General features: G+C 69.7%; 12 protein-coding genes and 1 riboswitch. Of the genes, 3 read left to right on the top strand and 9 right to left on the bottom strand.

The window, feature by feature from the left end; genetic code table 11:
- The first annotated feature begins 18 nt into the window (after positions 1 to 18).
- Positions 19 to 192: riboswitch (cyclic di-AMP (ydaO/yuaA leader) on the top strand.
- A 3-nt stretch (positions 193 to 195) separates the two neighbouring features.
- Positions 196 to 678 (top strand): transglycosylase SLT domain-containing protein, encoded by a 483-nt coding sequence (locus OG828_RS21185; RefSeq protein WP_328439055.1) that lies wholly within the window; start codon positions 196 to 198, stop codon positions 676 to 678.
- Positions 679 to 681: 3 nt separating this feature from the next.
- Here OG828_RS21185 and OG828_RS21190 read toward each other — a convergent pair whose 3' ends face one another.
- Positions 682 to 1,509, bottom strand: coding sequence for an HAD family hydrolase (locus OG828_RS21190; protein ID WP_328359050.1), 828 nt, complete (start codon positions 1,507 to 1,509; stop codon positions 682 to 684).
- A gap of 298 nt (positions 1,510 to 1,807) precedes the next feature.
- On the opposite strand from OG828_RS21190, the gene fahA reads away from it, so the two are divergent.
- Complete coding sequence (gene fahA / locus OG828_RS21195; protein ID WP_328439056.1) at positions 1,808 to 3,028, top strand: fumarylacetoacetase; 1,221 nt, start codon at positions 1,808 to 1,810, stop codon at positions 3,026 to 3,028.
- Between the two features lie 181 nt (positions 3,029 to 3,209).
- A complete protein-coding gene (locus tag OG828_RS21200) occupies positions 3,210 to 4,151 on the top strand; it encodes a M56 family metallopeptidase (protein WP_328439057.1) in 942 nt (313 codons plus the stop codon).
- Positions 4,152 to 4,202: 51 nt separating this feature from the next.
- Here OG828_RS21200 and OG828_RS21205 read toward each other — a convergent pair whose 3' ends face one another.
- The 8 genes from OG828_RS21205 to nuoL form a co-directional block, all read right to left on the bottom strand.
- Complete coding sequence (locus OG828_RS21205; RefSeq protein WP_328502001.1) at positions 4,203 to 4,994, bottom strand: ABC transporter permease; 792 nt, start codon at positions 4,992 to 4,994, stop codon at positions 4,203 to 4,205.
- Positions 4,991 to 5,998, bottom strand: coding sequence for an ATP-binding cassette domain-containing protein (locus OG828_RS21210; protein WP_328502002.1), 1,008 nt, complete (start codon positions 5,996 to 5,998; stop codon positions 4,991 to 4,993). Before OG828_RS21210 ends, OG828_RS21205 begins: the two co-directional genes overlap by 4 nt.
- Positions 5,999 to 6,061: 63 nt before the next feature.
- Positions 6,062 to 6,910, bottom strand: coding sequence for a DUF4097 family beta strand repeat-containing protein (locus tag OG828_RS21215; protein WP_328502003.1), 849 nt, complete (start codon positions 6,908 to 6,910; stop codon positions 6,062 to 6,064).
- Between the two features lie 84 nt (positions 6,911 to 6,994).
- Positions 6,995 to 7,513 carry a toxin-antitoxin system HicB family antitoxin gene (locus OG828_RS21220; RefSeq protein WP_328502004.1) on the bottom strand — a complete coding sequence of 173 codons (519 nt, stop codon included), beginning with the start codon at positions 7,511 to 7,513 and terminating at the stop codon, positions 6,995 to 6,997.
- A gap of 189 nt (positions 7,514 to 7,702) precedes the next feature.
- The gene (gene recQ / locus OG828_RS21225; protein WP_328502005.1) at positions 7,703 to 9,691 is read right to left on the bottom strand and encodes a DNA helicase RecQ; all 1,989 of its coding nucleotides are present in this window, start codon (positions 9,689 to 9,691) and stop codon (positions 7,703 to 7,705) included.
- A 183-nt stretch (positions 9,692 to 9,874) separates the two neighbouring features.
- Positions 9,875 to 11,524: an NADH-quinone oxidoreductase subunit NuoN gene (gene nuoN, locus OG828_RS21230; RefSeq protein ID WP_210581095.1), complete on the bottom strand. Its 1,650-nt coding sequence runs from the start codon at positions 11,522 to 11,524 to the stop codon at positions 9,875 to 9,877.
- The gene (locus OG828_RS21235) at positions 11,521 to 13,092 is read right to left on the bottom strand and encodes an NADH-quinone oxidoreductase subunit M (protein WP_328359076.1); all 1,572 of its coding nucleotides are present in this window, start codon (positions 13,090 to 13,092) and stop codon (positions 11,521 to 11,523) included. The genes nuoN and OG828_RS21235 overlap by 4 nt, the downstream gene beginning before the upstream one ends.
- A gap of 5 nt (positions 13,093 to 13,097) precedes the next feature.
- On the bottom strand, positions 13,098 to 15,062 hold the full coding sequence (gene nuoL / locus OG828_RS21240; RefSeq protein WP_328359079.1) for an NADH-quinone oxidoreductase subunit L: 1,965 nt from the start codon (positions 15,060 to 15,062) through the stop codon (positions 13,098 to 13,100).
- Positions 15,063 to 15,064 lie beyond the last annotated feature (2 nt).

Consider the following 15,064-nt stretch of genomic DNA (forward strand, 5'->3'; position numbering starts at 1 on the left):
AATCCTGCCACCGCCCGAACGACCCATTGACCGACTCACCGCACGGCAGGAGCGGGGGACCCAGGTAAGCCGCCGGACCGGACACCGCACCGGGACGGCTCGGGGTGAAGCCATGCCCAGCACGAGGGTGTGGCCGGGCACCTCCCAGCCCGAACCCGACAGCTCACCTCGCAGGCGCCGGAGAGGAACTTCGCCATGGCTGCAGCCGGTAAGCACCGCCGAACCAGAACCGCTCGCATCACCCGCGCCATCGCCGTCGCCGGCACCGGCGTCGCCGTCCTCGCGCTGCCGGTCATCGGCGCGACCAGCGCCTCGGCGGCCACCCCGACCGTGGCCACCGCCACCTCGCTGGGCTACTCAGACACCCTCGACGGCTGGATCCGGGCGTCCCTCCAGGTGATGGCGCAGAACGGCATCCCCGGGTCGTACGACGGCATCTACCGCAACATCATGCGGGAGTCCTCGGGCAACCCGGCCGCCATCAACAACTGGGACTCCAACGCCGCCGCGGGCACCCCGTCGAAGGGCCTCCTCCAGGTCATCGACCCGACCTTCCAGGCGTACCACGTGGCCGGCACCAAGTTCGACCCGTACGACCCGGTCGCGAACATCACCGCCGCCTGCAACTACGCGTTCCAGCGGTACGGCTCGATCGACAACGTCTTCGGCGCGTACTGAGAACTACCCCGTCGGGAAGAGACGTTCCGGGAAGAGACGTTCGAGGACGACGGCGATGCCGTCGTCCTCGTTCGACAAGGTGATCTCGTCGGCCACCGCCTTGAGTTCGGGATGGGCGTTGGCCATGGCGACGCCGTGCGCCGCCCAGTCGAACATGGGGATGTCGTTGGGCATGTCCCCGAAGGCGATGGTCTGCCCCGGTCCCAGCCCCAGATGCTCGGCGGCCAGCGCGAGACCGGTCGCCTTGGTCACTCCGATTGGCTGGAGTTCGACGGTCCCGGGTCCCGACATGGTGACCGTCGCGAGGGAACCCACCACCGCGCGCGCCGTCGCCGCCAACTCGTCGTCGGACAGGGCGGGATGACGCAGCAGCACCTTGCTGATGGGCGCGCACCACAGGTCGTCGCGGCGCCCCACGCGTACGGCGGGCAAGGTCGGGTGCGGCATCAGATACCCCGGTTCGATGAGCGTGAGCCCGTCGACGCCGTCCTGGTCGACGGCGGCGTACACCTGCCCGATCTCCGCCTCGATCTTGCCGAGCGCTGTCTCGGCCAGCTCCCGGTCCAGCGTGACGGACCACAGCAGACGGTCCGCGCCGGCGTCGTACACCTGCGCGCCCTGTCCGCACACCGCGAGCCCCCCGCTGCCGAGGATGTCGAGCAACGGCCGCACCCTCGGGGCCGGCCGCCCCGTCACCACCAGGTGCCGGGCGCCGAACGCCGTCACCTGCGCAAGCGCGGCGAGCGACCGGTCGGAGAGCGTGTCGTCGCCCCGGAGCAGGGTGCCGTCCAGGTCAGTGGCGATGAGTGAATATGCGATGGGTGCGGCCATGATCAGAGAATACGGACAGAAAGCCCGACCGACTCGACGCGAACAGGACGCCTCCTACGGCGACTTGGGCCGCAGAGCCCCCGTTTCACTCCCTCGGGACACCCACGGACCGGCTGACACCGTGACGCCGTGACGTCTCGTTCCCACAGGCTCCTCCCGGAGGCCCCCACCGCCGTCCGGATCGGCTTCGGTGACGTCGCTGACCTGCGGCTGCCGCACCAGGCCTCGCCCCCGTAACGTGTGCCGCGACCACATGACACACCTGGCATACGGACCGCACGAGAGCGAGGCAGCACCCATGCCCCCCTTCGATGTCCCCGAGGGCGACCCCTTCGGCCCGCACAACCTTCCGTACGGTGTCTTCTCCCCCGCCGGTACCACGGAGCGGAGGGTCGGGGTCCGGCTCGGCGACCACGTCCTCGACGCGGGCGCGGCGGCGCACGCGCTCGGCTCGCCGTACGCCCCCCTGCTCGCCCGGCCGACCCTCAACCCGCTGCTGGCCGCGGGCCGCACCACCTGGTCGGACGTACGGCGCGCGCTGACGGCGTGGCTGACGGTGCCGTCCCACCGGGAGACCGTCGCGCCGCTGTTCCACCCCCTGTCCTCGGTGACCCTGCACCTCCCCTTCGAGGTCGCGGACTACGTCGACTTCTACGCCTCCGAGAACCACGCCCGGAACGTCGGCCGCATCTTCCGCCCCGACGCCCCCGACTCCCTGACCCCCAACTGGAAGCATCTGCCGATCGGTTACCACGGCCGCTCCGGCACGGTGGTCGTGTCGGGCACGGATGTCGTACGACCGTCAGGGCAGCGCAAGTCCCCCGCCGACCCGGCGCCCGTCTTCGGCCCCTCCGTCCGCCTGGACATCGAGGCGGAGGTCGGCTTCGTGGTGGGCACGCCGTCGCCGATGGGCCGGCCGGTGGGGCTCGGCGACTTCCGGGACCACGTCTTCGGCCTCTGCCTCCTCAACGACTGGTCCGCACGCGACATCCAGGCCTGGGAGTACGTCCCCCTCGGCCCGTTCCTCGGCAAGTCCTTCGCCACGTCGGTGTCGGCGTGGATCACGCCGCTGGACGCGCTGGAGGGGGCGCGGGTGGCGCCGCCGGAGCGGACGCATGCGTTGCTCCCCTATCTGGACGACACCGCTTCCGACGTGGAGCCCGGCGGTTACGACCTGCGCATCTCGGTCGCGATCAACGGCCATGTGGTCTCGGAGCCGCCCTTCTCCACCATGTACTGGACCGCCGCCCAGCAACTGGCCCACATGACCGTCAACGGCGCCTCCCTGCGCACCGGCGACCTCTACGGCTCCGGCACGGTCAGCGGCCCGGCCGAACACGAACGCGGCTCCCTCCTGGAGCTGACCTGGAACGGCCGCGACACCCTGGAACTCCCCGACGGCAAGCGGACGTTCCTGGAGGACGGGGACGTGGTGACGCTGTCGGCCTGGGCGCCGGGGGCGGACGGGGTGCGGGTCGGGGTGGGGGAGGTTGTGGGGCGGGTCGTGGCGGGGAACTGAGGGGGTGGGCTGAGGGGGAGGGCTGACGCGGGGGCCGGGAGGGGGCGGGTGCGGGGATCGGGTCGTGCTTGTCCCATGACTCGGGCGGCCATCGCCGTCATACTTACGGCGGGCGGGATGCCCCGTAGCCGCACCTCCTCCCGAAGCGCAGCCTTCCCGACCAGGATCCGGAGACCCTGGCATGACCGTCTGCCTGCTCCTGCTGAGCGTCGTCGCCCTCACGGCCGCCGTGCCGGTCCCGCGTGCGCTGACCCGGGCGGTGTGGCCGGAGCGGGAACCCGTGGTCGGGCTGTGGGTGTGGCAGTGCCTGGTCGCCACGGTACTGCTGTGCTGTCTGACGGCGCTCGTGCTGGGCACGGCCGCCGTCTTCCACACCGTCCGTGACCGGGTCTTCGCCCCGGCGCCGCCGTCGGTGACCGCCGCGTACGACCTGTCCACGGCCCCGGCCTGGGCCGCCGCCCTCACCCTGCTGCTGGCCTGCGGGGCCGCCTGGACGACGGCGATGCTCGCCCGTGAGCTGGTGGAGGCGCGCAGGCGCCGCGGCCAGACCCGAGCGCATCTGCTCGAACGCGCCCCCGAGCTGCCGGCCGGGCTGGGTGCCGCCGCGCGCGGTCCGCTCCTGGTCCTCGAGGACGAGTACCCCGACGCCTGGTGGATGCCCGGCAACCCGCCCCAACTGGTCGTCACCACCGGCGCCCTGCACCGGCTGACCGACCACCAGCTCGATGCCGTACTCACCCACGAACGCGACCACGCCCGCGCCCACCACGACTGGCTGCTGCACCTGTCCACCGCCCTCGCCACCGGTTTCCCCCGCATCCCGCTCTTCGCCCACTTCTGCGACCAGACCCACCGCCTGGTCGAACTCGCCGCCGACGACACGGCGTCCCGCCGGTGCGGCCACCTGACCACCGCACTGGCGTTGATCGAGCTCAACCAGCACCGGGGCGTCCTCTCCTGCGCGTCCAGCCACCGCCTGCTCGGCGAGCGCGTGGACCGGCTCCTTGAGCCCCGCCCGCGGCTGGGCCGCCGCCGCAGGATCATCGCTACGACGACGGCCGCGCTGGTGCCGTTGCTGCCCCTGCTGATCCTTTTCGGGCCGGGGTTGACGGCGTTGGCGTAAGGGGGCCGGAGGGGACAGCCTCGCTACTTCGGGTCAGCTGCTTCGCGTCAGCTACTTCGGGTCGCGGTTGAAAACCGACTTGGACCAGACGTATCCGAGTGCGGTGAGGGCGAGGCACCAGGCGACCGCGAGCCATCCGTTGTGGCCTATCTCGCTGCCCAGCAGCAGACCGCGCAGGGTCTCGATGGCCGGGGTGAACGGCTGGTACTCGGCGATCGGCTGGAACCAGCCCGGCATCGCGTCGAGCGGGACGAAGGCGCTGGAGATGAGCGGGAGGAAGACCAGCGGCAGGGCGTTGTTGCTGGCCGCCTCGGCGTTCGGGCTGACCAGGCCCATGCCGACCGCGAGCCAGGTGAGCGCCAGGGTGAACAGCGTGAGCAGGGCGAATGCCGCCAGCCACTCCAGGGCCGTGGCGTCCGTGGAGCGGAAGCCGATGGCCACGCCGATGGCGCCGACGAAGAGCACGCTCATGATCGCCTGGAGCACGCTGCCGAGAACGTGCCCGATGAGCACCGAGCCGCGGTGGATCGCCAGGGTGCGGAAGCGGGCGATGATGCCCTCGTTCATGTCCATGGCGACGGACACGGCGGTGCCGACCGCGGTGGAACCGGTGGTCATCATCAGAACGCCGGGCACGAGATAGGCGATGTACTCGGACCTGTCCGCCCCGCCGCCCCCGATCCCCGCGCTCATCGTGTCGCCGAAGATGTAGACGAACAGCAGCAGGAGCATCACCGGCGTGAGCAGCAGATTCAGGGTGAGCGACGGGTAGCGGCGGGCGTGGAGGAGATTGCGCCGCAGCATCGTGGAGGAGTCGCGCACGGCGAGGGAGAGGTTGCTCATCGGACGTTCTCCTTGGGCTGGTTGGGGACGTCGGTGCCGCTGCCGGTGAGGGCGAAGAAGACGTCGTCGAGGTCAGGGGTGTGGACGGTCAGCTCGTCCGCCTCGATGCCGGCGGAGTCCAGCCAGTCGAGGAGGGAGCGCAGCTCGCGCTGGCTGCCGTCGCTGGGGATGTGCAGGGCGAGGGATTCGTTGTCCCGGGTGACTTCGCGGAGCGTGGCGGCGGCGGACTGGTAGGCGGCCGGGTCGGTGAAGCGGAGGCGGACGTGTCCGCCGGGGATGAGCCGCTTGAGCTCGTCGGCGGTGCCTTCAGCGGCGATCTTGCCGTCGTTGAGAACGGCGATGCGGTCGGCGAGTTCGTCGGCCTCTTCCAGGTACTGGGTGGTGAGGAAGACCGTGACGCCGTCGGAGACGAGTTCGCGGATGATGCCCCACATGTTGTGGCGGGAGCGGGGGTCGAGTCCGGTGGTCGGCTCGTCGAGAAAGATGATCCGCGGACTGCCGACCAGCGTCATGGCGATGTCGAGCCGCCGCTTCATGCCGCCGGAGTAGCTCTGCGCGGGCTTCTTGGCCGCCTCCACCAGGTCGAAGCGTTCGAGCAGTTCGGCGGCGACCCGCCGCCCCTCGGACCTGGACAGGTGGTGCAGGTCCGCCATGAGGAGCATGTTCTCCTCACCCGTGATCAGCCCGTCCACGGCCGAGAACTGCCCGGTGACACCGATCGCCTCGCGCACGGCCTGCGGATCGGCGGCGATGTCGTGGCCCGCCACCTGGGCCTGCCCGCCGTCGGCGGTGATGAGCGTGGAAAGGATCTTCACGGCGGTGGTCTTCCCGGCGCCGTTCGGCCCGAGCAGCGCGAACACGGAACCGGCCGGGATGCGCAGGTCCATGCCGTCGAGGACGGTCTTGTCGCCGTAGGACTTGCGCAGACCGACAGTGGAGACGGCGGCGGGCGACTGCGGACCGTCGCCGCCACGCCTGGACGTGGGCATGACAGATGAAGGCATGGAGCCCTCCCTTTTGAAGGCTGAAGTGGGGCGGGGATAAGGCGCATTGCGGATGGGTCGCGCTCAGGACTTGGCGCGGCGGATGTCGATGTTGCCCCAGTTGGTCCGTGCGCGAACCTTGACGGTGTCCTCGGTGTGCTCCGGGGCCTCGGACGCAGTGAGCGTGTTGCGTACCCGCCCGCGGTTGGAGCGGACGTCGAGCCAGGCGGCGGTGCCCTCGCGGATGCCGACCTCGATGGAACCGTTGGACGTCTCCAACTGGACGTCGCCGCAGGCGACTTCGGCGACACGCAGAGAGCCGTGGGTCGAGGTGCCGGTGACCGAGGCCTCGACGCGAGCGATGTCGATGGCGCCGTGGGCGCCGCTCACCCGCAACTCGCCGGTCACGGCGCCGACGATCGTGGTGCCGTGCGAGTTCTTCAGAACGGCGGGGCCGTCGACGAGACCAACGCGCACATTGCCGGTGTTGCTGGTGATCTCGGCCATGCCCTCGACCCGGTCCACGGTGACAGGGCCGTGCGACACGGCCAGCTGGAGCGGGCCGGTCTCGTCGAAGCGGGCGTCGCCGGCCGAAATCTTCACACGGACCTCGCCGAGCCGACCCTCGCCCAGCACCTGTGCCCAGGCGCCGGTCAGGTCGATGTGCGAGCCCGAGGGCAGTTCGACCGTCACATCGACGGCGCCGGTCCGGCCGAGGCCGAACAGAATGGCCTTGGGGGTCGTGACGGTCAGTACGCCGCTCGCGTACGTGACCTCGGTCTGCTCGGCCGCCCGTACGTCCAGGTCCCTCTTCGGATCACGGGGCCGCGCTTCGACGACGGTGTCGCGGCGGTCACCCGCGGTGAACTGGATGGAACCGGCCTCCACCTTCGCGGTGACCGAGATCGGTTCGGGAGTGTCGAAAGAAGGCATGGCTGTCCCGTCCTCTTGGGTCTTCAGGACGTCCCCGCTGGTGGGACGTGGTGTGGATGAAGTGAAGCGGGGCGGAGGCGCGGGCTAGCGCACCCAGCCCGTGAAGCTCTGTCCGACGGTCCGGGTCTTCTCCGCCGGACGCGGCCGGGCGCCACCGTCGACCGCGGCCGACACGGCCCGCACCAGCCACGCGTTGACCGACAGCCCCTCACGGCTCGCGGCCTCCTCGGCACGCGCCTTGAGGTGCGTCGGCAGCCGCAGATTGACGCGAGCGGTGCCGCCCTCGTCACCGTCGACGGGAGCCGGGGCCCTGAGGTGTTCGACGGGCGCGACAGGCTCCGCTGGGATGCCGTCCTCGGTCGGCGGCAGTGTCACCACGAAGTCGGGGTCGAGCCCACGCAGCCGTACGTCGACCGAGCCGGGGGCGAGTTCACGGGTGATCTCGTCCATCGCGGCGGAGAGCACATTGAGCAGGGTCAGACGAGTCGCCGACTCCAGCGGAGCCGTGAGCCGTTCGGCCAGCTCGCGGGCTTCGTCCCCGCCGGCTTCGGCGGCCACCGCGAGTTCACGGCGGAGGGTGTCGACATACGGCGTGAGGTCCATGACGCCATGATGGCACCACTATGGCGCCACACGCAAGCGGTCAGGCGGCATCCCAGGCATGACGCCCCGCTGACCCCACCCTGACCTGCGAGAACACATTGGCGCCCACACGGGAGATTGCGGCACCACGCAGCACCGGATGACACCACCTGGTGCCATGTGACGCCATTACGGCATCACCGGAACCGCCTACCCCCAGTCGTCCGGCTCCGCGTCCGCATCCATCTCAGGCCAGTGATCGTCATCGCCCGTCGCACCGGCGATCGCGGGAGCGGGAGCGGCCCCGGGCGCCCCGCCCTCCAGCGAGGCCAGCACTCCGATGACGCCCTCCCCGTACGTCGCGAGCTTCTTCTCACCCACCCCACTGACACCGCCGAGCTCTCGCACCGACGTCGGCCACACCGTGACGATCTCCCGGAGGGTGGCGTCATGGAAGATCACATACGCCGGGACACCTTGCTCACGGGCCTGCTCGGCACGCCAAGCGCGCAGCGCCTCGAAGGCGGGCTGCAGTTCCTCGGGCAGTTCGGCCACCGCCGCCTTGGGCTTGCGGTCGCCCCGGCCGGACGAGGAGGACGTCGTACGCGCCGACGCCGGCTTCTTCGGTTCCTTGCGCAGTGGCACCTCCCGCTCCCGCCGCAGCACCTCCCCGCTCGCCTCGGTCAGCACCAGCGTGCCGTACTCCCCTTCGACCGCAAGCAGCCCCTGTGCCAGCAACTGCCGTACGACGCCCCGCCATTCGCCCTCGGACAGCTCCTCGCCGATGCCGAACACGGACAGCTGGTCGTGGTCGAACTGGATCACCTTGCCGGTGCGCTTGCCGAGCAGGATGTCGACGATCTGCACCGCGCCGAACTTCTGCCCGCGCTCCCGCTGCAGCCGCACCACCGTCGACAGCACCTTCTGCGCGGCGACGGTGCCGTCCCACGTCTCCGGCGGGGTCAGACAGGTGTCGCAGTTGCCGCAGCCCGCCGGATCGGGATCCTGACCGAAGTAGGCGAGAAGCTGACCCCGGCGGCACTGCGCCGTCTCGCACAGCGCCAGCATCGAGTCCAGGTGGGCAGCGGCCCGTCGCCGGAACGCCTCGTCCCCCTCGCCGGACTGGATCAGCTTGCGCTGCTGTATGACGTCGTTGAGCCCGTACGCCATCCAGGCCGTGGACGGCAGCCCGTCCCGCCCCGCACGCCCTGTCTCCTGGTAGTAGCCCTCCACCGACTTCGGCAGATCCAGATGCGCGACGAACCGTACGTCCGGCTTGTCGATGCCCATCCCGAAGGCGATGGTCGCCACCACGACCAGACCGTCCTCCCGCAGGAACCGGGACTGGTGCGCCGCGCGCGTGCCCGCGTCCAGACCGGCGTGGTAGGGCACCGCCTCGATGCCGTTGCGGCTCAGGAACTCGGCCGTCGAGTCCACCGACTTGCGGGACAGGCAGTACACGATGCCCGCGTCGCCCGCGTGCTCCTCGCGCAGGAAGCTCAGCAGCTGCTTCTTGGGGTCCGCCTTCGGCACGATTCGGTACTGGATGTTGGGCCGGTCGAAGCTCGCCACGAAATGGCGGGCCGCCGGCATGTTCAGCCGCTGGGTGATCTCCTGGTGCGTCGCGTGGGTGGCTGTCGCCGTGAGGGCGATCCGCGGGACGTCCGGCCAGCGCTCCCCGAGCAGCGAGAGGGCCAGATAGTCGGGGCGGAAGTCGTGCCCCCACTGGGACACGCAGTGCGCCTCGTCGATCGCGAAGACGGCGATCTTGCCGCGCGAGAGCAGATCGAGGGTGGCCTCCAGCCGCAGGCGCTCCGGCGCCAGATACAGCAGGTCCAGCTCGCCCGCCAGGAACTCGGCCTCCACCACCCGGCGCTCGTCGAAGTCCTGCGTGGAGTTCATGAACCCGGCTCGCACGCCGAGCGCCCGCAGCGCGTCCACCTGGTCCTGCATCAGCGCGATGAGCGGTGAGACGACCACGCCCGTACCGGGTCTGACCAGGGACGGGATCTGGTAGCACAGTGACTTGCCGCCCCCGGTCGGCATGAGCACGACGGCGTCCTCGCCGGCCACGACATGCTCGATGACGGCTTCCTGCTCGCCGCGGAAACTGTCGTACCCGAAAACTCTGTGGAGCGTGGCTAGCGCCTCGCTCCCGACTACCGCTGTCATCCCGCCGATCCCGCCCGTCCCACCCATCGCTGTGCCCCCGTACGCCGTACCTCGACCACTGCCTCCACGATAGGGGCCAGCTCTGACACCGTCGGAGTTATCCACAGGCTTCACCCGCCCCGGGACCCACGGAACAGCAGCCCTTTCACGCACGGCCGCCCGGCACCCCAGAGCGTGGGGTGCCGGGCGGCCGTATGCGTCCGGATCGGTTCAGCGCACGAACACTCCCGCCTGGCTCGCCAGGTCCAGGAAGTACTGCGGCGCCACACCGAGCACCAGCGTGACCGCCACGCCCACGCCGATCGCCGTCGTCGTGAGCGCCGACGGCACGGCGACCGTCGGGCCCTCGGGCGCCGGCTCGCTGAAGAACATCAGCACGATGACGCGGATGTAGAAGAACGCGGCGATCGCCGACGAGATCACACCGACCACGACCAGCGGGCCCGCACCGCCCTCCGCCGCCGCCTTGAACACGGCGAACTTCCCGGCGAAGCCGGAGGTCAGCGGAATGCCCGCGAAGGCCAGCAGGAACACCGCGAACACGGCCGCAACCAGCGGCGAACGACGCCCGAGACCCGCCCACTTGGACAGGTGCGTCGCCTCGCCACCGGCGTCCCGTACCAGCGTGACCACCGCGAACGCGCCGATCGTCACGAACGAGTAAGCGCCCAGATAGAAGAGCACGGACGACACCCCGTCCGGCGTGGTCGCGATGACACCCGCGAGGATGAAGCCCGCGTGCGCGATCGACGAGTACGCCAGCAGCCGCTTGATGTCGGTCTGCGTGATCGCGACGATCGCACCGCCGAGCATGGTGACGATCGCGACGGCCCACATGACCGGCCGCCAGTCCCAGCGCAGGCCGGGCAGCACGACGTACAGAATCCTGAGCAGCGCGCCGAACGCGGCCACCTTGGTCGCCGCCGCCATGAATCCGGTGACCGGGGTCGGTGCGCCCTGGTAGACGTCCGGCGTCCACATGTGGAACGGGACGGCGCCGACCTTGAACAGCAGGCCCATCACGAGCATCGCGGCGCCGATGAGCAGCAGCGCGTCGTTGCCCATGGTGTCCGCGAGCGCCGGGGTGACGTTCGTGACCGTGCCGTCGACGACCTGCGCGATCGTCGCGTACGACACCGAGCCCGCGTAGCCGTACAGCAGCGCGATGCCGAACAGCGTGAACGCGGAGGCGAACGCGCCGAGCAGGAAGTACTTGACCGCGGCCTCCTGCGACATCAGCCGCTTGCGGCGGGCGATCGCGCACAGCAGGTACAGCGGAAGGGAGAAGACTTCCAGGGCGATGAACAGCGTCAGCAGGTCGTTGGCAGCCGGGAAGATCAGCATGCCCGCGATCGCGAACAGCAGCAGCGGGAACACCTCGGTGGTGGTGAACCCCGCCTTGACCGCGGCCTTTTCACTGTCGCTGCCCGGCACAGAGGCGGCCTGCGCGGCGAACGAGTCGACGCGGTTTCCGTGCGCCGCCGGGTCCAGCCGCCGTTCGGCGAAGGTGAACAGGCCCACCAGACCGGCGAGCAGGATCGTGCCCTGCAGGAACAGGGCCGGCCCGTCGACGGCGATGGCGCCCATCGCCGCGATGCCCGCACGGGTCGTGCCGTATCCGTCCGCCGCGAGCGCGACGACCGCCGCGAAGGCGGCGACCAGCGCCACGACGGAGACGAAGACCTGCACGTAGTAGCGGGCCTTGCGCGGCACCAGCGCCTCGACCAGTACCCCGACCACCGCCGCCCCGACGACGATCAAGGTCGGCGACAATTGTCCGTATTCGATCTTCGGCGACTCGATCTTCGAGATCGGATCGGCCGCGGTTGTCCACAGGCTGTGGACGACTGCTGTACTCACTTGGCCGCCTCCACCTCGGGCTGAGGATCCTTCTGCTCTACGTCGGACATGGTCTGCTTGACCGCCGGGTTCACGATGTCCGTGACGGGCTTCGGGTAGACGCCCAGGAAGATCAGCAGCGCGACCAGCGGGGCCACGACCACCAGTTCACGCACCCGGAGATCCGGCATCGCCGCGACCTCCGCCTTCACCGGGCCCGTCATCGTCCTCTGGTAGAGGACCAGGGTGTAGAGCGCGGCAAGCACGATGCCGAACGTGGCGATGATCCCGATGACGGGATAGCGCGCGAACGTGCCGACCAGGACCAGGAATTCACTGACAAAGGGGGCGAGTCCGGGCAGCGACAGGGTCGCCAGGCTACCGATCAGGAACGTGCCCGCGAGCACCGGAGCGACCTTCTGCACCCCTCCGTAGTCCGCGATGAGCCGCGAGCCGCGCCGCGAGATCAGGAAGCCGGCCACCAGCATCAACGCGGCCGTCGAGATCCCGTGGTTGACCATGTACAGCGTCGCGCCCGACTGGCCCTGGCTGGTCATCGCGAAGATGCCCATGATGATGAACCCGAAGTGCGAGATCGACGCGTACGCCACCAGCCGCTTGATGTCCCGCTGCCCGACGGCGAGCAGCGCCCCGTAGATGATGCTGATCAGCGCCAGTACGAGGATGACGGGCGTCGCCCACTTCGATGCCTCCGGGAACAGCTGGAGGCAGAAGCGGAGCATCGCGAAGGTGCCCACCTTGTCGACGACCGCCGTGATGAGGACGGCGACCGGAGCGGTGGCCTCCCCCATCGCGTTGGGCAGCCAGGTGTGCAGCGGCCACAGCGGCGCCTTCACCGCGAAGGCGAAGAAGAAGCCCAGGAACAGCCAGCGTTCGGTGTTGGTCGCCATGTCGAGCGAGCCGTTGGCCCGCGCCTCGGCGATCTCCTGGAGCGAGAAGTTCCCGGCGACCACATACAGGCCGATCACGGCGGCCAGCATGATCAGACCGCCGACCAGGTTGTAGAGCAGGAACTTCACGGCCGCGTACGACCGTTGCGTCGACGCCACCTTCTCGCCGTGCTGGTGGGCGCGGTCCCCGAAGCCGCCGATGAGGAAGTACATCGGGATCAGCATGGCTTCGAAGAAGATGTAGAAGAGGAAGACGTCGGTGGCCTCGAAGGAGAGGATCACCATCGCCTCGACGGCCAGGATCAGGGCGAAGAAGCCCTGCGTCGGCCGCCAGCGCCTGCTTCCGGTCTCCAGCGGATCGGCGTCGTGCCAGCCCGCGAGGATGATGAACGGGATCAGCAGGGCGGTCAGCGCGATCAGCGCCACCGCGATGCCGTCCACACCCAGCTCGTACCGGACCCCGAACTCCGCGATCCAGGGGTGGGATTCGGTCAGCTGGTAGCGGTCACCGTCGGGATCGAAGCGCACCAGGGTGGTGATGGCCAGCCCGAGGGTGGCCAGCGAGACCAGCAGCGCCAGCCACTTGGCGGCGGTGCGCTGGGCGGCCGGTACGGCGGCCGTGGCGATCGCCCCGATCGCGGGGAGCGCCGCCGTCGCTGTCAGCAGTGGAAAGGACATCGGTATCAGACCGCCCTCATCAGCAGGGTCGCGGCGACGAGGATCGCCGCGCCGCCGAACATCGAGACCGCGTACGACCGCGCGAAGCCGTTCTGCAGCCTGCGCATCCGTCCGGAGAGGCCGCCGACCGAGGCCGCCGTGCCGTTGACGACTCCGTCGACCAGGGTGTGGTCGACGTACACCAGGGACCGCGTCAGGTGCTCGCCGCCGCGGACCAGGACGACGTGGTTGAAGTCGTCCTGGAGCAGATCGCGCCGGGCGGCCCGGGTGAGCAGCGATCCGCGCGGGGCGGCGACCGGGACCGGGCGGCGGCCGTACTGCGCGTAGGCGAGGGCGACACCGATGACCATGCACGCCACGGTCGCTCCCGTGACCGCTCCCGCGCTGAGCGGTGAGTCGCCGTGGTCGTGCCCGGTGATGGGCTCCAGCCAGTGCAGGAAGCGGTCGCCGATGCTGAAGAACCCGCCGGCGAAAACCGATCCGAAGGCCAACACGATCATCGGGATCGTCATGGACCTCGGCGACTCGTGCGGATGCGGTTCCGCGTGCTCGCCGTGAGTCTCGGCGGCGGGCTCCGCACTCGGCTCGGCGGGGGAAGCCGTCTTGGCGTGCCGCCAGCGTTCTTCTCCGAAGAACGTCATCAGCATCACGCGCGTCATGTAGAACGCCGTGATGGCCGCGCCGAGCAGGGCCGCGCCGCCGAGGATCCAGCCCTCGGTGCCGCCCTTGGCGAACGCCGCCTCGATGATCTTGTCCTTGGAGAAGAAGCCGGACAGGCCCGGGAAGCCGATGATGGCGAGGTAGCCGAGGCCGAAGGTGACGAAGGTGACCGGCATGTACTTCCTCAGACCGCCGTACTTCCTCATGTCGACCTCGTCGTTCATGCCGTGCATGACCGAACCGGCGCCGAGGAACAGCCCGGCCTTGAAGAAGCCGTGCGTCACCAGGTGCATGATCGCGAAGACGTAGCCGATGGGGCCGAGGCCGGCGGCGAGGATCATGTAGCCGATCTGCGACATGGTCGAGCCGGCCAGCGCCTTCTTGATGTCGTCCTTCGCGCAACCGACGATCGCACCGAACAGGAGCGTGACGGCGCCGACCACGGTGACCGCCAACTGCGCGTCCGGCGCGGCGTTGAAGATCGCTCCGGAGCGGACGATCAGATAGACGCCCGCGGTGACCATCGTCGCGGCGTGGATGAGGGCCGAGACCGGGGTCGGGCCCTCCATCGCGTCCCCGAGCCAGGACTGCAGCGGCACCTGGGCGGACTTGCCGCAGGCGGCCAGGAGCAGCATCAGCCCGATGCCGGTGAGGGTGGCCTCGCTGGTACCGCCGACGAGGCCCTCCTCTTCGTGGCTGCCGAGCACCGGCCCGAAGGCGAAGGTCCCGAACGTCGTGAACATGATCATGATCGCGATCGACAGGCCCATGTCGCCGACCCGGTTGACCAGGAAGGCCTTCTTCGCGGCGGTCGCCGCGCTGGGCTTGTGCTGCCAGAAACCGATCAGCAGGTACGACGCCAGACCGACGCCTTCCCAGCCGACGTACAGCAGCAGGTAGTTGTCGGCGAGGACGAGCAGCAGCATCGCCGCGAGGAACAGGTTCAGATAACCGAAGAAGCGGCGGCGCCGCTCGTCGTGCTCCATGTACCCGATCGAGTACACGTGGATCAGCGAGCCGACGCCGGTGATCAGCAGGACGAACGTCATCGACAACTGGTCGAGCTGGAAGGCGACGTCGGCCTGGAAGCCCTCGACCGGCACCCAGCTGAACAGGTGCTGGCCGAGTTCGCGTTCCTCGGCGCCCTTCCCCAGCATGTCGACGAAGAGGACCACGCCGATCACGAAGGAGACGGCCGCGAGGACCGTCCCGATCCAGTGGCCGACGGCATCGAGCCGCCGGCCGCCGCACAGCAGTACGGCCGCTCCGAGCAGAGGCGCCGCCACCAGCAGCGCAATCAGGTTCTCCACGA

It is taken from the genome of Streptomyces sp. NBC_00457 (assembly GCF_036014015.1).
Taxonomy (GTDB): domain Bacteria; phylum Actinomycetota; class Actinomycetes; order Streptomycetales; family Streptomycetaceae; genus Streptomyces.

Coding starts and splice junctions, on each gene's coding strand:
- OG828_RS21215 (WP_328502003.1), bottom strand. CDS start 6,910: ATGCCTTCTTTCGACACTCCCGAACCGATCTCGGTCACCGCGAAGGTG.
- OG828_RS21210 (WP_328502002.1), bottom strand. CDS start 5,998: ATGCCTTCATCTGTCATGCCCACGTCCAGGCGTGGCGGCGACGGTCCG.
- OG828_RS21220 (WP_328502004.1), bottom strand. CDS start 7,513: ATGGACCTCACGCCGTATGTCGACACCCTCCGCCGTGAACTCGCGGTG.
- OG828_RS21205 (WP_328502001.1), bottom strand. CDS start 4,994: ATGAGCAACCTCTCCCTCGCCGTGCGCGACTCCTCCACGATGCTGCGG.
- recQ (WP_328502005.1), bottom strand. CDS start 9,691: ATGGGTGGGACGGGCGGGATCGGCGGGATGACAGCGGTAGTCGGGAGC.
- fahA (WP_328439056.1), top strand. CDS start 1,808: ATGCCCCCCTTCGATGTCCCCGAGGGCGACCCCTTCGGCCCGCACAAC.
- OG828_RS21190 (WP_328359050.1), bottom strand. CDS start 1,509: ATGGCCGCACCCATCGCATATTCACTCATCGCCACTGACCTGGACGGC.
- OG828_RS21200 (WP_328439057.1), top strand. CDS start 3,210: ATGACCGTCTGCCTGCTCCTGCTGAGCGTCGTCGCCCTCACGGCCGCC.
- OG828_RS21185 (WP_328439055.1), top strand. CDS start 196: ATGGCTGCAGCCGGTAAGCACCGCCGAACCAGAACCGCTCGCATCACC.
- OG828_RS21235 (WP_328359076.1), bottom strand. CDS start 13,092: ATGTCCTTTCCACTGCTGACAGCGACGGCGGCGCTCCCCGCGATCGGG.